Origin of the sequence: Ewingella sp. S1.OA.A_B6 (assembly GCF_049889095.1) — a bacterium.
Classification (GTDB): Bacteria; Pseudomonadota; Gammaproteobacteria; order Enterobacterales; family Enterobacteriaceae; genus Ewingella.
On sequence record NZ_JBLJFK010000006.1, the window covers coordinates 24,946 to 47,591 of the forward strand.

General features: G+C 50.3%; 22 protein-coding genes. 8 read left to right on the forward strand and 14 right to left on the reverse strand.

The features are described from left to right. Window positions 1–8: 8 nt before the first annotated feature. The 8 genes from rseP to rpsB all read right to left on the reverse strand — a co-directional run bounded on the left by rseP (window position 9) and on the right by rpsB (window position 7,933). Complete coding sequence (rseP, locus tag ACMV8I_RS13510; RefSeq protein WP_498865730.1) at window positions 9–1,364, reverse strand: sigma E protease regulator RseP; 1,356 nt, start codon at window positions 1,362–1,364, stop codon at window positions 9–11. A 40-nt stretch (window positions 1,365–1,404) separates the two neighbouring features. Then, the gene (cdsA, locus tag ACMV8I_RS13515; protein ID WP_498865731.1) at window positions 1,405–2,253 is read right to left on the reverse strand and encodes a phosphatidate cytidylyltransferase; all 849 of its coding nucleotides are present in this window, start codon (window positions 2,251–2,253) and stop codon (window positions 1,405–1,407) included. Between the two features lie 9 nt (window positions 2,254–2,262). After that, entirely contained in the window at window positions 2,263–3,021 is a 759-nt protein-coding gene (gene ispU / locus ACMV8I_RS13520; protein ID WP_498865732.1) for a (2E,6E)-farnesyl-diphosphate-specific ditrans,polycis-undecaprenyl-diphosphate synthase, read from the reverse strand. A gap of 230 nt (window positions 3,022–3,251) precedes the next feature. Further along, window positions 3,252–4,448: a 1-deoxy-D-xylulose-5-phosphate reductoisomerase gene (gene ispC, locus ACMV8I_RS13525; protein ID WP_498865733.1), complete on the reverse strand. Its 1,197-nt coding sequence runs from the start codon at window positions 4,446–4,448 to the stop codon at window positions 3,252–3,254. Between the two features lie 169 nt (window positions 4,449–4,617). Further along, window positions 4,618–5,175, reverse strand: coding sequence for a ribosome recycling factor (gene frr / locus ACMV8I_RS13530; RefSeq protein ID WP_498865734.1), 558 nt, complete (start codon window positions 5,173–5,175; stop codon window positions 4,618–4,620). Between the two features lie 119 nt (window positions 5,176–5,294). Further along, window positions 5,295–6,035, reverse strand: a complete 741-nt coding sequence (gene pyrH / locus ACMV8I_RS13535) for a UMP kinase (protein ID WP_498865735.1) — start codon at window positions 6,033–6,035, stop codon at window positions 5,295–5,297. Between the two features lie 171 nt (window positions 6,036–6,206). Further along, a complete protein-coding gene (gene tsf / locus ACMV8I_RS13540) occupies window positions 6,207–7,058 on the reverse strand; it encodes a translation elongation factor Ts (RefSeq protein WP_498865736.1) in 852 nt (283 codons plus the stop codon). Window positions 7,059–7,207: 149 nt separating this feature from the next. Then, window positions 7,208–7,933, reverse strand: coding sequence for a 30S ribosomal protein S2 (gene rpsB / locus ACMV8I_RS13545; RefSeq protein WP_188475279.1), 726 nt, complete (start codon window positions 7,931–7,933; stop codon window positions 7,208–7,210). A gap of 370 nt (window positions 7,934–8,303) precedes the next feature. Here rpsB and map point away from each other — a divergent pair, with 370 nt between their 5' ends. From map to ACMV8I_RS13565, 4 genes are all read left to right on the forward strand, one after another. After that, window positions 8,304–9,101: a type I methionyl aminopeptidase gene (gene map / locus ACMV8I_RS13550; protein ID WP_498865737.1), complete on the forward strand. Its 798-nt coding sequence runs from the start codon at window positions 8,304–8,306 to the stop codon at window positions 9,099–9,101. An 87-nt stretch (window positions 9,102–9,188) separates the two neighbouring features. Beyond that, window positions 9,189–11,879 carry a bifunctional uridylyltransferase/uridylyl-removing protein GlnD gene (glnD, locus tag ACMV8I_RS13555; RefSeq protein WP_498865738.1) on the forward strand — a complete coding sequence of 897 codons (2,691 nt, stop codon included), beginning with the start codon at window positions 9,189–9,191 and terminating at the stop codon, window positions 11,877–11,879. Window positions 11,880–11,928: 49 nt separating this feature from the next. Beyond that, window positions 11,929–12,753, forward strand: coding sequence for a 2,3,4,5-tetrahydropyridine-2,6-dicarboxylate N-succinyltransferase (gene dapD / locus ACMV8I_RS13560; RefSeq protein ID WP_498865739.1), 825 nt, complete (start codon window positions 11,929–11,931; stop codon window positions 12,751–12,753). Between the two features lie 130 nt (window positions 12,754–12,883). After that, entirely contained in the window at window positions 12,884–13,273 is a 390-nt protein-coding gene (locus tag ACMV8I_RS13565) for a DUF3461 family protein (RefSeq protein WP_498865740.1), read from the forward strand. Between the two features lie 99 nt (window positions 13,274–13,372). Here the strand turns inward: ACMV8I_RS13565 and ACMV8I_RS13570 are convergent, their stop codons facing one another. From ACMV8I_RS13570 to ACMV8I_RS13580, 3 genes are read right to left on the reverse strand one after another with little or no spacing between them, the layout of a single operon-like run. Then, a complete protein-coding gene (locus tag ACMV8I_RS13570) occupies window positions 13,373–13,825 on the reverse strand; it encodes a flavodoxin (protein ID WP_498865741.1) in 453 nt (150 codons plus the stop codon). 40 nt (window positions 13,826–13,865) lie between these two features. Beyond that, on the reverse strand, window positions 13,866–14,636 hold the full coding sequence (truC, locus tag ACMV8I_RS13575; RefSeq protein WP_498865742.1) for a tRNA pseudouridine(65) synthase TruC: 771 nt from the start codon (window positions 14,634–14,636) through the stop codon (window positions 13,866–13,868). 1 nt (window position 14,637) lies between these two features. Further along, window positions 14,638–14,952 carry a YqcC family protein gene (locus ACMV8I_RS13580; protein ID WP_498865743.1) on the reverse strand — a complete coding sequence of 105 codons (315 nt, stop codon included), beginning with the start codon at window positions 14,950–14,952 and terminating at the stop codon, window positions 14,638–14,640. A 204-nt stretch (window positions 14,953–15,156) separates the two neighbouring features. On the opposite strand from ACMV8I_RS13580, the gene ACMV8I_RS13585 reads away from it, so the two are divergent. Further along, the gene (locus ACMV8I_RS13585; protein ID WP_498865744.1) at window positions 15,157–16,395 is read left to right on the forward strand and encodes an MFS transporter; all 1,239 of its coding nucleotides are present in this window, start codon (window positions 15,157–15,159) and stop codon (window positions 16,393–16,395) included. A gap of 677 nt (window positions 16,396–17,072) precedes the next feature. Here ACMV8I_RS13585 and syd read toward each other — a convergent pair. After that, complete coding sequence (syd, locus tag ACMV8I_RS13590; protein WP_498865745.1) at window positions 17,073–17,624, reverse strand: SecY-interacting protein; 552 nt, start codon at window positions 17,622–17,624, stop codon at window positions 17,073–17,075. 93 nt (window positions 17,625–17,717) lie between these two features. Between syd and queF the strand changes: the two genes are divergently transcribed. From queF to xni, 3 genes are all read left to right on the forward strand, one after another. Next, entirely contained in the window at window positions 17,718–18,563 is an 846-nt protein-coding gene (queF, locus tag ACMV8I_RS13595; protein WP_498865746.1) for an NADPH-dependent 7-cyano-7-deazaguanine reductase QueF, read from the forward strand. Window positions 18,564–18,806: 243 nt separating this feature from the next. Beyond that, the gene (gene ppnN, locus ACMV8I_RS13600; RefSeq protein WP_498865747.1) at window positions 18,807–20,171 is read left to right on the forward strand and encodes a nucleotide 5'-monophosphate nucleosidase PpnN; all 1,365 of its coding nucleotides are present in this window, start codon (window positions 18,807–18,809) and stop codon (window positions 20,169–20,171) included. Between the two features lie 81 nt (window positions 20,172–20,252). Next, window positions 20,253–21,005 carry a flap endonuclease Xni gene (xni, locus tag ACMV8I_RS13605; RefSeq protein ID WP_498865748.1) on the forward strand — a complete coding sequence of 251 codons (753 nt, stop codon included), beginning with the start codon at window positions 20,253–20,255 and terminating at the stop codon, window positions 21,003–21,005. 85 nt (window positions 21,006–21,090) lie between these two features. On the opposite strand, the gene rlmM is transcribed toward xni, so the two are convergent. Beyond that, window positions 21,091–22,191 carry a 23S rRNA (cytidine(2498)-2'-O)-methyltransferase RlmM gene (rlmM, locus tag ACMV8I_RS13610; protein WP_498865749.1) on the reverse strand — a complete coding sequence of 367 codons (1,101 nt, stop codon included), beginning with the start codon at window positions 22,189–22,191 and terminating at the stop codon, window positions 21,091–21,093. Next, window positions 22,184–22,579: a DUF423 domain-containing protein gene (locus ACMV8I_RS13615; protein ID WP_498865750.1), complete on the reverse strand. Its 396-nt coding sequence runs from the start codon at window positions 22,577–22,579 to the stop codon at window positions 22,184–22,186. The genes rlmM and ACMV8I_RS13615 overlap by 8 nt, the downstream gene beginning before the upstream one ends. Window positions 22,580–22,646 lie beyond the last annotated feature (67 nt).

A 22,646-nucleotide genomic window follows, 5' to 3' on the forward strand; every position in this document is an offset into this window, starting at 1 on the left:
CCCCAGCCTTAAAGACGGGAGAAATCATTGAAAAGTGCAAGCCCCATTACCATCACCAGCAGTACTGCACCGATACGGTAACTGAAGTTTTGAACTCGCTCGGAAACTGGCCCACCTTTTAGCTTTTCTATAGCCAGAAAAGCCAGATGACCACCATCTAACACGGGCAATGGAAAAAGGTTTACGATCCCAAGATTGACACTGATAAGTGCCAAAAACATTAGGTAGTACACCAAACCATATTCTGCTGACATTCCTGCGCCCTGTGCTATAGAGATTGGGCCACTCAGATTGTTCAGCTTTACATCACCCGTTATTAACTTGCCCAACATGTTGACCGTCAGCTTCATCAGTTGCCAGGTTTTGTCCCCAGCCTCATAAAACGCCACAAACGGCCCATACTGACGGATAATTTTGTACTCATCAGGCAGAGGTATTACTTTCGGAACTACCCCGGCAAATCCCTGCTCTTTACCCTTCCCTACCGACTTACTGTCCGGCACCAGCGTCATGCTAACAGGCGAGCCCGCGCGCTCAATATCCAGCGCGATGGGTTTACCCGGGTTGTCGCGTACCAGCAAGGCGAACGTACGCCAATTTGCTAAAACTTGACCATCGACTTTAACGATCCTGTCCCCAGCTTGCAAACCTGCTTTCTGGGCGGCGGAATCCTTTTGTACTTCCGCAAGCACTGATTCTATCTGTGGGCCGCGAGGAATAATACCCAATGCGACCACCGGATCCTGTTTTTCGGGATCAAATTGCCACTGATGTAAATCCAGCGTTTTTTCAATCACCTCAGATGACCCAAACTGTGAGACACCTAAAGTGGTTTGATTGTTTCCAATCTCCCCCATTAAAGACAGACGAACTGATTCCCAATCAGGCGTTTCGATACCGTCGATTGACTTAAGTTCCATGCCCGGAGAAATTTTGGATTGTGCAGCAATGGATTGCGGGGTGATTTCGCCCACAACAGGACGCACAGAAGGAACGCCGATAATGAAGACCAGCCAATAAGCGAACACGGCAAAAATAAAGTTCGCGATCGGGCCTGCGCTGATAATTGCGGCACGCTGCCAGACTGACTTACTGTTAAATGTCAAATGACGAAGTTCTTCAGGAACAGTTTCAACCCGCTCGTCGAGCATTTTGACATAACCGCCGAGAGGGATCACCGCGAGCACAAACTCCGTGCCGTGGCGGTCAGTTCGTTTCCATATTGCGCGTCCAAAACCCACTGCAAAGCGTTCTACCCGCACGCCACAACGACGAGCAACCCAGAAATGGCCAAACTCGTGCACGGTGATTAGCACCCCCAATGCAACGATAAAGGCGGCCAAGCTCCAGAGTATGTTCATCATATTCGCAACTATTCCTTAGAAGACTTCCCGTCTCAAACAGTTAAAACACCAACAGCATTAAACATGCGAATACAGGGACTGCAGCAGTCAGACTATCAATACGATCCAGTATCCCACCATGACCGGGGATAAGACTCCCGCTGTCTTTTATACCGGCCTCGCGCTTGAACATACTTTCTGTGAGATCACCCAATACCGAGGCTAGCGCCGCAATCACCGAACACATTAGCAACGTGGCAGGCATGACGTTTAGCGGAACATACCGGCCAAATAACCATGATATCAAGGCTGAAGTCAGAAGACCGCCGATTAATCCTTCCCATGTTTTTCCTGGGGATACTTTCGGGGCCAGCTTGTGCTTGCCGAAAAGCTTACCGAACAAATAAGCACCGGAATCAGCCCCCCAGACCAGTAGCATCACATACAGCAGCCACCATGCACCGGTGTGGTGATTGTCAGCATAGCCATACTGGCGGAGCGCCACCATACCCCAAAAGAAAGGAACGAGGGTTAATAAACCGAAAACTACGCGCAATACGCGTGAATTTCGCCATAGCGAGGCAGATGCAGGATAAAAAATCACCAGCAGGAATGCAGCAACCCACCACGCTAACGATGCCCAAAGTGAAGCGCGCACCTGAGGCAAGTCAACCAACTGTCGATAAGCAGGCAAACTCAGCATCATTGCTATGAGTACAAAGCCGCAAAGAATAGCCAGCCAAATACGCTGCGACCGGGATGAAAAACCGGACAACTGGCCCCATTCCCAGGCTGCCAGCATACAAACAGCCAAAGTCACAATGGCGAAACCAAGTGGCGGTAATAAGAACAGCGCCGCAATGACAATCGGGATTAAAATCAAAGCTGTGATGATGCGATACTTCAGCAAAAGTTCTCCCTAGGACGCATTGGCGCCAATAGGTGTAGTCCCCCCGAAGCGACGCTCGCGTTGTGCAAAAGCATTAAGCGCATCTTCAAAGATATTTTCATCAAAATCAGGCCAGAGGACATCGGTAAAGTAAAGTTCAGCGTAGGCGATTTGCCACAAAAGAAAGTTACTGATGCGATGCTCCCCACCGGTTCTGATCACCAAATCGACTGGTGCCAGTTCGCTCATACATACTGCGGCACTTAATGCCTCTTCTGTAATATGCTCAGGTTGTAAAGTGCCGGCTTCAACCTGGCTGGCCAGTTTTTTCACACCCTGAATAATATCCCATCGCCCGCCATAATTGGCAGCAATGTTAAGCGTAAGACCATCGTTATTTTCTGTAAGTGCTTCTGAACGACGGATCCTTTCCTGCAGACGTGTGCTAAAACGACTGACATCACCTATTATCCGTAACCTGACGTTATGTTTGTGCAGGCTTTTGACTTCACTGTCCAGTGCACGCACGAAAAGTTCCATTAATGCTGAAACTTCTTGGATCGGACGGTTCCAGTTTTCACTACTAAAGGCATAAAGCGTGAGGGCATCAAACTTATGATCGGCTGCAAAGCTAACGGCTTTACGCACAGACTTCACTCCCGCTTTGTGACCAAACACCCTCATTTTTCCCTGAAGTTTTGCCCAACGGCCATTGCCGTCCATGATAATAGCGACATGGCGCGGTGTCTCGCAAGACAGGTCAGACATCTGTTGATTTTCGAGGGACATAGCGCGTACACATTTCCTTTATCAGAACACAACGGCATTCACTAACCGACTGTCGCCATTCAATGCGCAAAAAAGCCGTGCCTCCTGATCAGGCACGGCTCATCCTGACAATTTATCGCTACATAAGATAAACACATTCAGGCATAAGCCCTGAGGACATTATCAGGTGGTGCAGACTATATCATTTCAATGTGATGCGAACAAATTGCCGCAAATATAAGTGCAACACATCACAGTGCAAAGGCTTGTAGCTTCTCTCGTGCAGAGGCGCGGGCAAAACGGTCAATTTCCAACACCTCTTCCACCGAGCTCGGCTCTTTCGCCACCGACTGCTCCATCACTTCGCGATTAATGTTAGCAATATCGGTAAAACTAATATGCCCGGCGAGAAATGCAGCAACTGAAACCTCATTTGCCGCATTCAGCGCCGTGGTGGCAGCTTGCCCGATCCGGCTGGCTTCAATCGCCAAATGGAGGCACGGATAGCGGTTGTGGTCGGGCTCACTGAACGTCAACGCACCAATGCGACAGAAGTCGAGCGCTTCAACCCCAGCCTCCACACGCTGCGGATAAGCCATCGCATGAGCAATCGGCGTGCGCATATCAGGTGATCCGAGCTGAGCCAGCACGCTGCCATCACGATAACGCACCATCGAATGGATAACGGACTGCGGATGAATGATGACTTCCATCTGTTCAGCAGACGCATTAAACAGCCAGCGGGCTTCTATATACTCAAGGCCTTTATTCATCATTGTAGCGGAGTCGACAGAAATCTTACGCCCCATCGACCAGTTAGGATGAGCGCAGGCTTGATCGGGGGTGACACTGCCGAAATCAGCTAACGGTAACTCACGGAATGGGCCACCGGAACCGGTCAGAATAATGCGCGAAACACCATGTTCTTCCAATGAGGCATAGCCTAATTGCTGCTGAATTCTCTCAGGTAAACTTTGGAAGATAGCGTTGTGTTCGCTGTCGATTGGCAGAAGCTGGCTACGGCTATGACGGACTGCATCCATGAAGATGCGGCCACAAGTGATCAGGGACTCTTTATTGGCAAGTAAAATCTGTTTCCCTGCGTGAACGGCTGCAAGGGTAGGTAACAAGCCCGCCGCACCGACAATTGCCGACAATACCTGGTCAACGTCATCAAGCGCAGCCAACTCGCAAGCGGCCTCAGAACCTGACAATACCTCAGTATTCACGCCCTGCTCTGCAAGAATAATACGCAGTGCCTTTGCAGACTCTTCATTTGCCATGGAGGCAAAGCGTGGGCAGAATTCGATACATTGTTGCGCCATGACGTTAACGTTACTGCCTGCAACCAATGCGGTGATGTTAAATGCTTCAGGGTTAGCGCGAACAACCGCAAGGGTGCTGGTGCCAACAGACCCTGTCGAACCAAGGATAGTCAGTTGTTTCATGAAAATACCCGGTAGAACGAGTGTAAATTCGGAAAGTACATCAGTCTGAAACCTCTTTAACAGCTTGTCTATGAAATTTAGGAAGCAGATGTCAAAAGTGGAACCCTACTAAAAAATAAAGCGCCGCAATTGCGGCGCTTAGGAACTATTGAAGCTGCTGAAGCTGGGATTAGAAATCCATTAAATCCGCTTCTTTCTCGCTTAACGCGACGTCGATTTTCTTGATGAAGACATCAGTCATTTTTTGAATCTCGTCCTGAGAACGACGATCTTCATCTTCACTGATCTCTTTATCCTTAAGCAGTGTTTTGGTTTTATCGTTCGCATCACGGCGCACGTTACGTACTGATACGCGGCCCTGTTCAGCTTCAGCGCGAACCACTTTGATCAAGTCTTTACGGCGCTCTTCGGTCAATGCTGGCAATGGCACACGAATAGTGGCACCGGCAGAGGAAGGGTTAAGGCCTAAATCAGAAGACATGATCGCTTTTTCAACGGCTGCGCCGATTGAACGGTCAAACACTGAAATAGCCAGAGTACGGGAATCTTCAACTGTCACCTGAGCCAGCTGGCGCAGCGGTGTTGCAGAACCATAGTAATCCACCATGATGCCGTCAAGAATGCCAGGAGAGGCACGGCCAGTGCGGATTTTGCTTATATGGTTTTTGAATGCTTCGACGCATTTTTCCATACGGATTTCAGCATCTTTTTTAATGTCGTTAATCACGTTGCGAACCCTTTAAAACTGGTTACTTGGCAGACCATAACATCAGTATAGTCCGTGAATACTCAATGCCAGCAAAGGCTGGCAAACTTGCTGTCTGAACTTATAGAATTGGCGAAATATCAAACGCTGACTTTGCCGTTGGTGATCAACGTGCCTTCGTTTTCGCCCATCACCACACGGCGCAGTGCGCCAGGTTTATTCATATTAAAGACACGGATTGGCAGATTATGGTCGCGTGCCAGTGTAAAGGCCGCCAGATCCATCACTTTCAACTCCTGCTCTAACACTTCCTGATAAGTCAGTTCTTCGTACAGTGTTGCTTCCGGGTTTTTCACCGGATCGGCAGAATAGACGCCATCCACTTTCGTAGCTTTCAGCACGACATCGGCTTCAATCTCAATACCACGCAGGCAAGCTGCAGAATCCGTAGTAAAGAACGGATTACCGGTGCCGGCAGAGAAAATTACGACACGGTTATGGCGCAGCAGACTAATAGCCTCAGCCCAGCTGTAGTTGTCACACACGCCGTTAAGTGGGATTGCAGACATCAGGCGAGCGTTCACATAGGCACGGTGTAATGCATCCCGCATTGCCAGACCGTTCATTACCGTGGCCAGCATACCCATGTGGTCGCCCACAACGCGGTTCATACCGGCTTGCGCCAGACCCGCACCGCGGAACAAGTTCCCGCCGCCAATGACAACGCCGACCTGAATGCCCAGTTCGACCAGCTCTTTAACTTCCTGAGCCATGCGATCCAAAACGCTCGCGTCGATACCAAAACCTTCACTGCCCTGCAGGGCTTCGCCACTGAGTTTTAGCAGGATACGCTGATAAACGGGTTTCGCATTGGTAGCCATGGTGTATGTCCTAGAAGCAATGTGTCGTAATGGGAGTCAATCTTTACATCATAGCGTGTTGTCATAAACAGATAGCGAAAAAGACAGCGCACAATGTTATTAGAATTTGGAGCTGGATAAAATGGAACCGCTAAACTTAGCGCGGTTCCATTTTTGTGCATCAAGTACGAATTAAGACTGTTTGGTCATTGCTGCAACTTCAGCAGCAAAGTCAGTCTCAACTTTCGCGATGCCTTCACCCACTTCGAAACGGATAAAGTTGATAACGTCAGCATTGTGCTCTTTCAGCACTTGTCCAACAGTCTTGCTTGGATCGATAACAAAAGGTTGACCAGTCAGAGAAACTTCGCCGGTGAATTTCTTCATGCGGCCTTCAACCATTTTCTCTGCGATTTCTTTCGGCTTGCCAGACTGCATGGCGATGTCCAATTGAACCTGGTACTCTTTTTCTACCACATCTGCCGACACGTCTTCCGGCTTCACGAACTCTGGCTTGCTTGCCGCAATGTGCATTGCGATCTGCTTAACCAGCTCTTCGTTAGCGCCTTTAGCTGCAACCAGAACACCAATACGTGCGCCGTGCAAGTAACTACCCAGCACATCGCCTTCCAGGGAAGTAATGCGACGAATGTTGATGTTCTCACCGATTTTGGCCACTAACGCTACACGTTCTTCTTCGAACTGAGCTTTCAGCACTTCAACGTCAGTAATTTTGCCGGCAAAAGCAGCATCCAACACTTTTTCAGCAAACGACTGGAAACCGCCATCTTTAGCAACGAAGTCGGTCTGGCAGTTAACTTCCAGAATCAAGCCGTAGTTGCCTTCGATCTTAGTTTTGATCACGCCGTCAGCAGCTACGTTGCCTGCTTTTTTCGCCGCTTTGATCGCGCCAGATTTACGCATATTCTCAATCGCCAGTTCGATGTCGCCATCAGACTCAACCAGCGCTTTCTTACAATCCATCATGCCAGCGCCAGTACGTTCGCGCAGTTCTTTTACCAGGGCAGCGGTAATATCAGCCATTGTATTTTCCTCGATTATCTCGGTGCGAAAAGGGATTTCGCAGTGAGATATTTCTCGCATTTAAGATAAGCAAAGGGGGCCAATTAAGGCCCCCTAACCAACATATTCAATACCTGGTTAATAAGGGCTCTAGCGTAGAGCTTGCCTTATTATTCAGCTTCTACGAAGCTTTCTTCTGCCTGAACAGCCAGATCTTGCGAACGGCCTTCACGGACAGTGGCAGCAACAGCGCTCAGGTACAGATTAACTGCACGGATTGCGTCATCGTTACCAGGGATAACAAAGTCAACGCCATCCGGATCGGAGTTGGTATCAACAATGGAGAATACCGGGATACCCAGGTTGTTAGCTTCTTTGATTGCAATGTGTTCGTGATCAGCGTCGACAACGAACAGTGCATCAGGAAGACCACCCATATCCTTGATACCACCCAGGCTATTTTCCAGCTTCGCAAGCTCACGAGTGCGCATCAGCGCTTCTTTCTTGGTCAGCTTTTCGAAAGTGCCGTCTTGAGACTGGATTTCCAGATCTTTCAAACGTTTGATGGACTGACGAACTGTTTTCCAGTTAGTCAGCATGCCGCCCAACCAGCGATGGTTCACGAAGAACTGATCGCAGTTATGTGCAGCTTCTTTTACCGCTTCGCTTGCAGCGCGTTTAGTACCAACGAACAGGATCTTTCCTTTACGGGAGGAGATCTTCTGCAACTCAGCCAGAGCTTCGTTGAACATTGGAACAGTCTTCTCAAGGTTGATGATGTGAACCTTGTTGCGTGAACCGAAGATGAATGGCTTCATTTTCGGGTTCCAGTAACGGGTCTGGTGACCGAAGTGTACACCGGCCTTGAGCATGTCGCGCATGGAAACAGTTGCCATGATAAAACCTCTAATAGTAGATGTTGGGGTTATGCCTCCACGTATCCCATAACACCGACCCTGCAGAACGAATTCCCAGAGCACCCCGGCGTATGTGTCGATACGTGTGTGTTATTACTTACGATAAACCAGTAAGTACACATATGAGTGTTCGGCTTTAATCACACTGGAACCTCTCAGTCACAGCGGATTGCCGGCGCGCTTTATACCATAATTCACCACCACAGAGCAACTTTTGTTAGGGTGTTTGCTGCATGGGAAATGATAATTTGGCAGCTATTATCAGGGCTGATACCATGAGTCTTAGCTAATTATTGATGACGTGCAGTTGAAAGAAGCGCGTCAAAAAAGGATATCTGCAGGACTATTCATGGCAATTTCAATCAAAACACCTCAAGACATCGAAAAAATGCGCATCGCTGGCCGCCTGGCAGCCGAAGTGCTGGAAATCATTGAGCCTCACGTCAAACCTGGCGTAAGCACCGGTGAACTGGATCGCATCTGCGCCGATCACATCAGTAACCAACAGCAGGCGATTTCAGCCTGTCTGGATTATCACGGCTTTCCAAAATCAGTCTGTATCTCTGTCAATGAAGTGGTGTGTCACGGCATCCCAAGTGAAGACAAGATTTTGAAAGACGGTGATATTGTTAATATTGACGTTACCGTCATTAAAGATGGCTTTCACGGCGACACATCCAAAATGTTTATCGCGGGTAAGCCAACCATTCTGGGTGAGCGTTTATGCCGTATTACGCAGGAAAGCCTCTACCTGGCGTTGAAGCTGGTCAAGCCAGGCATTCGTCTACGAACACTGGGCAAAGAAATTCAAAAATTCGTTGAAGCTGAAAACTTTTCTGTAGTCCGCGAATATTGCGGTCATGGTATCGGCGAAGTGTTCCACGAAGAGCCTCAAGTCCTGCATTATGACGCAGATGACGGCGGTGTAATCCTGCAAGCGGGAATGGCTTTCACCATCGAACCCATGGTCAATGCCGGCGACTATCGCATTCGCACCATGAAAGATGGCTGGACAGTAAAAACTAAAGATCGCAGCTTGTCGGCTCAGTACGAGCATACTATTGTGGTAACCGATAATGGTTGTGAAATTATGACGCTGCGTATGGATGACACCATCCCGAATATTATTACGCACGACCAGCAGTAACCCGCTCTTCAATGGAGGGTTGAATCTGGTGACCAAGCTGGCGAAAGCTGGCTTTTTTGTCTTTTACCGTGAATGGGCTGCGCACATATGATTGAACATCTTCCCTCTGAAAAGGGTCTTCAGCCTCAGATACTGCCCGAACTTATCCGGGAGCACCTCCCGCAGCCCGCCTCTCCTTTTACCTATCCTGATGACGATCTCAACCGCCAGAGTCTCAAGCAACACATGGAGCAATTTCAGCTTTGGCTGGCCGATGCCTTTAACGCTGGGCAGCGGGCCGAAGAGTTGGTGGATGCCCGATCACTGTTTATTGATCGCCTCTTGCAACGACTATGGACCTTCTATGGTTTTGATAATATTGCAGAAACTGCCATGGTGGCCGTGGGCGGCTATGGCCGTGGTGAATTACACCCGCTTTCTGATATCGACGTGCTGGTGCTTAGCCAGCAACGCCTTGATGACGAACAAGCCCAGCGTATTGGTGAACTGATCACCCTACTGTGGGACTTAAAGCTCGAAGTCGGCCACAGCGTGCGTACGCTGGAAGAGTGTTTGCTGGAAGGTCTGGCCGATCTCACTGTCGCCACCAACCTCATTGAGTCGCGGATGATTTGCGGTGACGTAGCCCTGTTTCTCAACATGCAAAAACACGTGTTTAGCGAAGGGTTCTGGCCCTCGCCTACCTTCTTCCGTGCCAAGATTGATGAGCAGAACGAGCGTCATCAGCGCTACCACAGCACCAGCTACAATCTTGAACCTGACATCAAAAGCAGCCCCGGCGGCCTGCGCGATATACACACCATTTTATGGGTGGCGCGGCGTCACTTCGGCGCAACCTCACTGGATGAAATGGTTGCGTTTGGTTTCCTGACCAAAGCTGAACGTAATGAGCTGATTGAGTGCCAAAGCTTCCTGTGGCGCATCCGCTTCGCACTGCATCTGATTCTGCCGCGTTACGATAACCGCCTGCTGTTTGACCGCCAGCTCAATGTCGCCCAGCTCCTGCAATATCAAGGCGAAGGCAATGAGCCGGTAGAACGCATGATGAAAGACTTTTATCGCATGACGCGCCGGGTTGGCGAACTAAATCAAATGCTGTTACAGCTGTTTGATGAAGCGATTCTGGCCATAGGTCCAAACGAAAAACCCCGACCACTGGACGATAATTTCCAACTGCGTGGCGACCTGATCGACCTGCGTGACGAAACGCTCTTCACCCGCCGACCGGAAACTATCATCAGTATGTTTTACCTGATGGTGCGTCATCGCGAAATTAAAGGTATCTACTCCACAACGGTTCGTCTGCTGCGCCATGCACGCCGCCATCTGAAAACGCCGCTGTGCATGATCCCGGAAGCGCGCGATGTATTTATGGCGATTTTACGCCATCCTGGTGCGGTCTCCCGCGCGCTGGTGCCGATGCACCGCCACAGCGTGCTTTGGGCCTATATGCCGCAATGGGGACTGATTGTCGGTCAGATGCAGTTTGACCTGTTCCACGCTTACACCGTCGATGAACATACGATCCGCGTATTGCAAAAACTGGAAAGTTTTGCCGACGAAAACATCCGCCCAAAACATCCGCTATGCGTGGAGTTATATCCACGTCTGCCACAGCCTGAACTGCTGCTAATGGCCGCGCTGTTCCACGATATCGCCAAAGGACGTGGCGGCGATCACTCAATCCTCGGCGCACAGGACGTTCTGGAATTTGCGGAGCTGCATGGTCTGAATTCACGCGAAACACAGCTGGTTTCCTGGTTGGTGCGTTGCCACCTGCTGATGTCAGTAACGGCACAGCGTCGTGATATTCAGGACCCGATGGAAATTCAGCAGTTTGCTGCCGAAGTACAAAGCGAAAACCGCCTGCGTTATCTGGTCAGCCTGACCGTCGCAGACATCTGTGCCACCAATGAAACCCTGTGGAACAGCTGGAAACAAAGCCTAATACGCGAACTCTATTTCGCCACCGAAAAACAGCTGCGCCGGGGAATGCAAAATACGCCTGACTTGCGCGAGCGCGTTCGTCATCATCGTCTTCAGGCATTGGCGTTGCTGCGGATGGACAATATTGATGAAGAGGCGCTGCACCGCATCTGGAGCCGTTGTCGCGCAGACTATTTCCTGCGTCACTCCCCAAATCAGCTAGCCTGGCATGCCCGCCATCTGCTCGAACATGATTCGACCCAACCGCTGGTGCTGGTCAGCCGTCAGGCGACGCGCGGCGGTACGGAAATATTTATTTGGAGCCCCGACCGTCCTTACCTGTTTGCCACCGTCGCCGGTGAACTGGACCGCCGTAATCTAAGTATCCATGACGCACAAATCTTCACCAACCGTGATGGAATGGCAATGGATACCTTCATCGTGCTGGAACCGGACGGCAGCCCGCTGGCACAGGACCGCCACGAAGCTATCCGCTATGCGCTGGAACAATCAATGACCCAGCCCTACCAGCCTCCGCGTGCCCGCCGGCCTTCGCCAAAACTACGTCATTTCAGCGTACCGACTGAAGTGAGCTTCTTGCCAACCCATACCGACCGGCGCAGCTATATGGAGCTGGTCGCGCTGGATCAGCCTGGTTTGCTGGCACGTGTCGGGGAGGTGTTCTCTGATTTAGGACTGTCGCTCCACGGTGCGCGAATCTCAACTATTGGCGAACGCGTAGAAGATTTATTCATTCTGGCGAACGCCGAACGCCGGGCGCTGGATAAAAAGACACGGCATGAAATACGACGTCGCTTAACACAGGCGCTCAACCCTAACGAAAAAATGTGATACAAGTAACGTTGACTTTTTTACATCACTAATCAGGAAAGAGAACAGCATGCAGCAACTACAAACCGTTATTGAGCAGGCCTTCGAACGCCGTGCAGAAATCACTCCGGCAAACGCAGACAGCGTAACGCGCGATGCAGTTAACCAGGTTATCAATAAGATCGACAGCGGCGAATTACGCGTTGCAGAGAAGATTAATGGCCAGTGGGTAACACATCAGTGGCTGAAGATGGCGGTGTTGCTCTCTTTTAGAATCAACGACAACCAGGTTATGGATGGCGCTGAAAATCGCTTCTATGACAAAGTGCCGATGAAATTCGCCGACTATGACGAAGCCCGCTTCCAACGCGAAGGTTTCCGTGTTGTGCCACCCGCAGCGGTGCGCAAAGGCGCATTCATCGCACGCAATACCGTACTGATGCCCTCTTATGTCAACATTGGCGCCTACGTCGATGAAGGCACGATGGTTGATACCTGGGCTACCGTTGGATCTTGCGCGCAAATAGGTAAAAACGTACACCTATCCGGCGGCGTCGGCATCGGCGGCGTTTTGGAGCCATTACAGGCAAACCCGACCATTATCGAAGATAACTGCTTTATCGGCGCGCGTTCTGAAATCGTAGAAGGAGTGATCGTAGAAGAAGGCTCGGTGATCTCTATGGGCGTTTATATCGGCCAAAGCACCAAAATTTATGACCGCGAGACCGGTGAAGTACACTACGGCCGCGTACCGGCAGGTTCTGTGGTTGTTTCCGGCAACCTGCCGTCAAAAGATGGCAAATACAGTCTGTACTGTGCAGTTATTGTTAAGAAAGTGGATGCCAAAACGCTAGGTAAAACGGGTCTTAATGAGTTATTACGCTCTATCGACTAAACTGAATCGGGCGGGTTGTTTAACCCGCCATTTTATATTTTCATGGCGGCAAACGATGTCACGAATCAACGAATCTGACCGCCGTTCGGTTCATCATGATAACCCTCTGTAAAAACTAAAAGGTGCCGCTATGTATGACAACCTGAAAAGCTTGGGTATTAGTAATCCCGACGATATTGATCGTTATAGCCTGCGTCAGGAGGCCAATAACGACATCCTGAAAATTTACTTTCGCAAAGATAAAGGCGAGTTTTTTGCCAAAAGCGTGAAATTCAAATATCCACGCCAGCGCAAAACTATCGTGGCCGATAATGCAGGTCAGGGTTATAAAGAAATTCACGAAATCAGCCCTAACCTCCGTTATGTGATTGATGAACTTGACCAAATCTGTCAACGCGATCAGGTTGAAGTGGATCTGAAACGCAAAATTCTTGATGACCTTCGCCATCTAGAATCCGTTGTGGCAAATAAAATTACCGAGATCGAATCCGATCTGGAAAAATTAACCAACGGCCGTTAATAATTCATCTTTCTTTTCGGTGAAAACAGAACATAAAAAGGTCAGGGATCGCCTGACCTTTTTTATTGCTCTGTAAAATACGCGGGTTTATCCGCACATTTACTGCTTAAGCAACTCCGCCCATTTCGTTACCCATGGTATGGCAACAGACTCCGGCTCTGGCGTTTCCATGGCATCAATTTCCAGCAAGTCCCCGATGCGCGATGCGCCCTGCTCCTGCAATAAATCATCCATCTTATGGCCGCCACCGCAGAAGTGATCATAACTGCTGTCACCGAGAGTTATGATCCCGTAACGCAATTCAGGTTGATAGCCCACCGTATCGCGGATCGCCGTAAACAGTGGCGCAATACTGTCAGGCAAATCACCCTGACCGGTGGTTGAGGTGATAATCAGAACAAAATGATGGCGATAGTACTGCCAGGCTTCCAGCGTGCCTTCTTCAAACAGTTTGACCTGGTGCCCTTGTTTCTTCAGGACAGTTTCAGCCTCTTCTGCCACCAGCAGCGCGTTACCGTAAACGGTGCCGACAAAAATACCAATTTCAGCCATGGTTTTACTCCCTTGTTGTCCTGAATATCATTAAAAATTGTTAGTTATCCTGACCGCAGTCCGCTGCAAACTCAACCCTTTCAAGCGCAGGAACAGTGTCTTGCCAGCCGAACTGCTCAACCGCATGTTGCCACCGCTTATCCCACCTGGCGGTTAACTCAAGCGTCTCTCCGGTCACCGGATGCGACAACTGCATATGGCTGGCGTGCAACATCAGACCAGGGCAGGAAAAATGTTCAATCATGCCGCGGTTCTGCCTGAGGTCGCCATGCGCTCTGTCACCCAAAATCGGGTGGCGCAAATGGGACATATGACGGCGAAGCTGATGCTTGCGCCCGGTTTCAGGTTTCAGTTCTACCAGGCTATAGCGCGCCGTATCATAAGGGCCAACCGGCACGGGCATTTCCACTTTGGCCAGCACGCGATAATGACTGACTGCAGGCTGCGGCGCCTTGTCTGGGTTCGCGAACTTGTCTGCAATCTTGTCCAGCTCTTCGGTTAGGGCATAATCCACCTTTCCGTCTTCAGGCATATATCCGCGCACCACGGCGTGATAGACCTTAGTCACCTGATGATTTTCAAGCTGCTGTGAAAGAAGGCGGGCCACATCGCTTGACAGTGCCAGCAGTAAAACCCCAGACGTGGGCTTATCCAGGCGATGAACGGTAAACACGTGCTGACCAATCTGGTCGCGCAACGTTTGCATCACAAAAATGGTTTCGTGCCGGTCCAGCCAGCTACGATGGACCAGCATCCCGGCAGGTTTATTCACCGCCACCAGATGTTCGTCCTGATACAAGATTTCCAGCATGTCAGTCTTCTATGTTCAGCAAATCATCAAGGCGCTGTAATTCAGCCAGCAAAGGGACTGCATCGGGCAGTGCCATTTCAAAATAGGGAGTAATGGCAAAACGGGTCGGCAATGCAGCATCGGCGGACAACAATGCATATATCCGCGGAATTAATACCCATTGCAGCCATTGATCTGAAGACATGGTATCGACGGAGAAAGGCTCGACGCTATCAAATGCCGAGTCCTCCGGAGGCGTGGCATGCCACAATTTCAGGTCACGCATGACCTGTTCGATATCCTGCAATATCTGGCGAACCTGATTTTTTGTACTCATCAATCTCTCTTGAATGGATCATTCGTGACCGCCACAGTGCGGGCACAAAGTGGCAAAGCATAGCATTGAAGGCGTTTAGCCCCAACTTTCTCCTGCCGACTCTTTTAATGGTAATCGCAAAATCTCAGCCATCAGTTTTTCATACTGGTACTCAACCTCGTGACCGGGCAAAATAAATCAACTTTACATAAATTGACGCTACCTATGCCTGCTCAACGTTCTAAAAAAGCCCACGCGACACCGGCAAAAGCCATGATCGCCTCCGTCACCGGCTATGCAATGGACGGCTTTGACTTATTAATCCTCGGTTTTATGTTGCCAGCTATCGCCATCGAACTCGGCCTGACCTCGTCCCAAAGCGGTTCACTGGTGACCTGGACGCTGATTGGTGCCGTGTTGGGCGGCGTACTTTTTGGCCCCATCAGCGACCGATATGGCCGTATCCGTGTCCTGACATTCACCATTTTGATGTTCTCCCTGTTCACAGGCTTGTGCGCCGTGGCACAAGGTTACTGGGATTTACTGGCCTACCGCACTTTGGCTGGCGTGGGACTGGGCGGTGAGTTTGGTATCGGCATGGCGCTGATTGCCGAAGCCTGGCCCGCAGAAAAACGTAACCGAGCCTCGGCTTATGTCGGCATGGGCTGGCAACTCGGCGTGCTGCTCGCTGCTTTTCTCACGCCGTTGCTGCTGGGTGTAATTGGCTGGCGCGGTATGTTCCTGGTCGGTCTGCTGCCAGCACTGGCCTCCTTTCTGATTCGCCGAACGATGGGTGAGCCTGAAGAATTTGTAAAGCACGTCGGCCAGACACCCAATGAATCCCTGTTCAGCCGGATAAAACTACTGTTTAAGGATCTGCCAACCACGAAAGCGAGTATTGGGATCCTGATACTCTGTTCAGTCCAAAACTTTGGTTATTACGGACTGATGATCTGGATGCCAACTTATCTCTCGAAGAACTTTGGCTTCTCACTGACCAAATCGGGGTTATGGACGGCCGTCACCGTGGTAGGGATGACTTTCGGTATCTGGCTGTTCGGATTGCTTGCTGACCGCTTCCCGCGTTGGAAGATTTTCCTGATTTATCAGGTTGGTGCCGTTGTGATGGTGGTGTGCTATGCACAGTTAACCGATGCAACAGCAATGCTGTTTGCTGGCGCGGTAATGGGTATGTTTGTGAATGGCATGATTGGCGGTTACGGCGGATTGATTTCTGATACTTACCCTGTCAGGGTGAGGGCTACAGCGCAAAATATTCTGTTTAATATCGGGCGAGGTGTCGGCGGATTTGGGCCGTTAGTGATTGGCATGTTGGTATCGCAGGTGTCGTTTACTGCCGCATTAACCCTGCTGGCGGCGATTTATCTGCTGGATATTTATGCAACGCTCTTTCTGCTGCCAAAAAGTCAGGGCAAAGAAGATGTGCTGGGAGCGATTGGCTAAGGCTGATTGCAGGCTAATTTAAGACACTGCATGAAAGAGGGTTGTACTCAGACACTGCATGACACGGGTATACGTCATAAAGCGAATACCAAAAGTTGGGGGCACCGTTTTCACAGTGCCCCCGGTTCGTTTTATAGCAATCCAGCTACCCAAGTGCTCCCTGCTCATCCTTGAAAACTTTTCCAGTGGTTATCCTAACCGGCCATCCTTTGCGTCGTCCTACTTTCATCCTGACGTGTCTTCCTAATGTCTTCCTGACATGTTTCCTTCAGTCTTCCTGACCCACTCGATATCCTTTCCGAGCTCTCAATCTACGTCCTGGAGGTGTCCCTTGTTTCATCCTGAAACATCCTGGCAAGTTCCGCTGCCGTCCTGACTCTTCCTGAGCCCTCTCCCCTACTTTATGAAACAGCCATCATCCTAATGTTCCGTTTCATGCCATCCTTCGGCGCAGTTAGAATCGTTGATTTTGTCCCTTCAAACAATACCGCCTGTAAGACAAATACAGCGACTGTAAGCCTCCCGGAGAATAAAAAATCATTATTGCTTTGATTTTAAATGGTTATTTGACTTGGTCTGAGATATTACCGCAAGGATTAAACGAGATCTCTTACAGGCAGTGTGAGAGATCTCTCACACGCTTGTGAGTCAATGCTCAAGGCATGGGGAATCGAAAATCAGCTGGGGAAAACGGGGGAGAGCATTGTAAGGAATTCAGACAACGAAGACGAGAGAAGAGTTCGCTTCTTACTGCCAAACTGTTCCAGTATCACTTCACCGCTCACATTACACAGCGACACCATACTCATTTCTGAATCTGTGGTAGCCAGAAAAACCGTCGGTGTGAGCTTGAGCCGCTTTTGAGTGACCAGATGCCCTATCAGATTTTCCTGTAAGCGGGTGAAATCTTCCGGGCTCCAGACCTGCAGTAATGTCAGGGCATTATCTTCCCATTTAGCAGTCATATCTCCAGCAAACTGGGTGGTATAAAACGCGTGGGCTTCGGGCCGCAGTTGCAACTCCAGTGCACGCTCGACATTAGCCAGCGTATCGGCCGGACTGAAAATCTGCGTCAACCAGTAGACGGCCGTGTCGCTACTTTTCACCGTACAGGGCGACTCAACACCCAGCAACGCGTCGCTTGAAGGAGGGAAGCCTGTCTCCCGCTGCCATAAATCCACATACCTTTGGGTAAATTCCCGCAACGCGACAGAAACATCCGACTCCATAAATTCTCTCATCTTCAGACCAGGCTAAGTTAAACTAGGGGGAAATGATTTCTCAAACGCTATTGTACCCAGAACTTAGACCAAGGTGACAGCATGTCCTCTTATCAGGATAACCCGGCCCTCTCTCAACTGACATTGGGCAAACAGACTCCGTATCGCGATCACTATGACGCGTCCTTATTACAAGCCGTTCCTCGCAGCATGAATCGGGAGCCGCTGGGTCTTTTACCCGATGCGTTGCCCTTCCATGGTGCGGATATCTGGACGCTATATGAACTCTCCTGGCTTAATGCTAAAGGGTTGCCGCAGGTTGCCATAGGCGAAATCAGTCTGAATGCGGACAGCATCAATCTGATTGAGTCCAAAAGCTTCAAGCTCTACCTCAACAGTTTCAATCAGACCAAATTCGACAATTGGGATAGCGTTCTGACTACGCTTACGCACGACCTTAGCGCCTGCGCGGAAGGCCATGTGACTGCCACCCTGACCCGCCTTGACGATGCTGAAGGCAGTGCCATTGGCGGCTTTATCGGCGAGTGTATCGACGACCAAGATATCGAAATTGATAGCTACGAATTTAACGCCGGATATCTGGCTGGTGCAACGGATAGCGAGGTTGCCGAAGAGTCACTGGTGAGCCATCTGCTTAAATCCAACTGCTTAATCACACATCAACCAGATTGGGGTTCAGTGCAAATTCAGTATCGCGGGCCGAAAATAGACCGCGAAGCGCTGCTGCGTTATCTGGTCTCCTTCCGTAATCATAATGAATTCCACGAGCAGTGTGTCGAGCGCATCTTCAATGACATTCTGCAATTCTGTGCGCCTGAATATTTAGCCGTATACGCCCGCTATACACGACGCGGAGGGTTAGACATCAACCCATGGCGATCCAACTTCCCGTTTACACCCGCAACGGCAAGACTAGTCAGGCAATAATGCGAGGCATTGCTCAAGAACTGAGCTAACAGTCAGCAACGGTTGGTAAAAGCCTGGGGACAAGGTTACTGTTAATTCAGAGGCGATACTGCCGGGCACCAGACCCGGCAGATACACCTTAAAAATCAGTCAATTATTTCTGCCAACAGGATTCGGCACGCCGCAAAAAGCGAGTTCCCAAAAAACATGTGCAACCTTTCGCCGGCAGAAATGACATCCCATAATGGGTGTAAAGGAGCAACTTTGATTACACATATCAGCCCTCTTGGCTCAATGGATCTGTTGTCGCAGTTAGAAGTTGACATGCTAAAGCGCACTGCGAGCAGCGACTTATATCGTCTGTTCCGTAACTGCTCATTAGCTGTACTCAACAGTGGCAGTCAGACCGACAGCAGCAAAGAACTACTTGAACGCTACGAAAGCTTTGATATCAACGTATTGCGCCGCGAACGTGGTGTTAAACTTGAGCTGGTCAATCCGCCCGAAGATGCCTTTGTGGATGGCCGTATTATCCGCTCACTGCAGGCCAATCTGTTTGCCGTACTGCGCGACATATTGTTCGTCAATGCGCAAATCAGCAATAACACCCGCTTTGAGAATTTCAACAGTGAAAACTCGGTGCACCTCACCAACATGGTGTTCTCGATTCTGCGTAACGCCCGCGCCCTCCATCTGGATGAAGATCCGAACATGGTGGTTTGCTGGGGTGGACATTCAATAAACGAAGTCGAATATCAATACGCCCGCAGCGTTGGCAGTCAACTCGGCCTGCGCGAACTGAATATCTGTACCGGTTGCGGCCCGGGAGCTATGGAAGCACCCATGAAGGGTGCCGCAGTAGGCCATGCGCAACAACGCTACAAACTTGGCCGTTTCATCGGGATGACCGAACCTTCTATCATCGCTGCTGAACCACCAAACCCGCTGGTGAATGAACTGATCATCATGCCGGACATTGAAAAACGGCTTGAAGCCTTTGTCCGCATCGCCCATGGGATCATTATCTTCCCTGGCGGCGTGGGTACGGCAGAGGAGCTACTATACCTGTTGGGTATTTTGATGGATCCAGAAAACAGCGATCAGGTTCTGCCGCTTATCCTCACCGGCCCGAAAGAGAGTGCCGATTACTTCACCGTACTCGATGCTTTCATCAAAGACACCTTGGGCGAAGACGCGCGTAAGCATTACACCATCATCATTGACGACCCGACCGAAGTAGCACGTCAAATGAAACGTGCCATGCCGCTCGTGAAAGAGAACCGCCGTAACAGCGGTGATGCCTATAGCTTCAACTGGTCTATCCGTATCGCGCCTGACCTGCAAATGCCGTTTGAGCCAAATCATGAGAATATGGCGGCACTGAATCTCTACCACGATCAGCCACCAGAACAACTGGCTGCCGCACTGCGCCGAGCCTTCTCGGGAATTGTAGCCGGTAACGTGAAAGAGTTCGGTATTCAGGAAATTGAAAAACACGGACGCTTTAAGGTACATGGCGATCCGGCGTTAATGAAAAAAATGGACAGCCTGCTGCAAGGGTTTGTCGCTCAGCACCGCATGAAATTGCCGGGCAGTGCGTACATTCCATGTTATGAAATTTGTGCCTGATAGTGGGTTACATCATTTCAAAAAGGCTTGATACAGGGCGGCGGACAGGTTGCCCTGTTCATTAATGGAAGCCACTTCAATATGCCAATACACCTGCTGATTATTGACGCACTAAACCTGATACGCCGCATCCACTCGGTTCAGGGCTCTCCCTGTCTGATTGCCTGCCAGAATGCCGTCGGGCAGTTAATTCAACATACCCAACCCACCCATGCCGTTGCCGTATTTGATGAAGATGATCGCGACAATAGCTGGCGTCATCAGTGTCTGCCCGACTATAAAGCCGGCCGCTCCCCCATGCCCGACAACCTGTTTGCTGAAATGGCGAGCCTGAAAGAGGGATTTATTACCCGCGGCGTCGCTTGCTGGCATTCACCAGGCAACGAAGCTGATGATTTAGCCGCTACGCTGACAGCCAAAATTGCGGGTGGGGGGCATCAGGTGACCATTGTATCTACCGACAAGGGCTACTGTCAGTTACTGGCGCCCAACGTGCAGATCCGTGATTATTTTCAAAAGCGCTGGCTGGATATGCCTTTTGTACACGAAGCATTTGGCGTTATGCCACAGCAGTTAACCGATTACTGGGGGCTGGCGGGGATCAGCAGCAGTAAGATACCCGGTGTGCCGGGCATTGGTCCGAAAACTGCTGTGACACTTTTGGCTCAGGCCGAAACGCTGGATGCGCTCTATGAAAACCTCGAATCTATTCCTGAGAAATGGCGAGCCAAATTAGCCGAACATCGGGATTTGGCCTACGCCTGCAAACGAGTTTCAACCCTGCAAACTGATCTACCCCTTGACGGAAACCTACAACAATTACGCCTGCCCTAGTCGACTATGAAGCAATAAAAAACGCCGGGCTTCGCAAGCACCGGCGTTCGTATTTCTACCTGAATAGCGGCCAGGTTATCGCCAGTTAACGCTCGTCGCGGCGTCCACCTACGGTAGCCCAGAAGCGGCGCACGTGGACAGTGACTTCTTCGCGGTCATGATAGAGATGCTTGGCAAAAATCTCAGCGTGAATGTCGTTTTCTTCCAGACGCTCTTTAATACGTTCGAGAATGTTCGTCACTTCCTCATAACGCTTCTTCATAGGTAGTTTCAGGTTGAAAATAGCCTCACGACACCAGCCGTTGACCAGCCAGTCACACATTAATGCCGCCACTTTCGCCGGTTTCTCTACGACGTCACACACTAGCCAGTAATTTTTCCAACTCGTCGATTTATATCTGAAAGCATCTTCGCGCAAGTGAATAACCTGCCCGGTATCCATCAGGCTCGGTGCCATCGGGCCGTTATCTATTGCGGTAACCATCATGCTGCGCTGCACAAGCTGATAGGTCCAGCCGCCCGGGCAAGCACCGAGATCCACCGCATACATCCCGCTTGCCAGACGCTCTTCCCATTCATCGGCAGGAATAAATACGTGGAACGCTTCTTCCAGTTTCAGCGTCGAGCGGCTTGGTGCCTCTGACGGGAACTTAAGACGCGGAATACCCATGTAGAACTTCGAGTTATTATTGCTGTATGAATAGCCGACATAGCAGCAACCGGACGCAATAAAAAAAACATGGACTACCGGGCGCAGCGGATTTTCGCGTTTTCCCAGGATGCGCTGCTCGCGCATTGCAGAACGCAGGGGAACGGTCAATTTACGGCAGAACTTGGTCAACTCCTTACTTTCATTAGTATCCGGCATTTCAACGCGCAGCTCGCCGCCGTTGGTGATCACGCCATGCAGCATGCCAACAATCGGTGATACGCGGTCTTCCGGCGGAAGATCTTTCAGCAATTCGCCGACCACAATCAACTGACGGGCAAAAATCAGCTCGCGGAAGGGGATCTCTTTCGCCAGACGGTCAGCATCTTCAGGCTGGTAGCATTCAAACAGCACATAGCCGCTGCCTTCTTTAACGCGGGCAAAGCCAAAAATTTCCAGCTTGGCGGCTTTGGCCGTAATTTCTGCAGCACACTCTTTTTCAAAACCAGAGCGGCAATAGAGAGCAACTTTATTCATGGCGTTCTGCCTTATTTTTCAGACGCAAAGCGCCAGTCAACATCAATATCCAGCCGATCAGGAAGAAAGTGCCACCAATCGGCGTAACAAATACAAACAATCTGAGGTGTGACAGCGCCAGGCAATAAAGGCTGCCACTAAACAGCACGGTGCCAAGTGCCAGACACGCGCTGCTCCAATAAAACCAGATATTACGCTGACGTTGCATCGCAACACCCAACGCCAGAATCGCCAGCGTATGCATGCTCTGGTAAGTTAAACCGGTTTGGATCCAGGCCATTTCAGCCTGCCCCAGTGAATTATTCAGTATATGGGCGCCAAAAGCGCCGAAAGCAACATAGATAAAGCCGCTGATAGCGGCGAAGATCAACATTGAACGACTGTTCATGAAGCATTACCTATTATCGTTTGATTGGTGAGTTGCCCGGAACCGGCAGCCCAGCAATATAATCTAC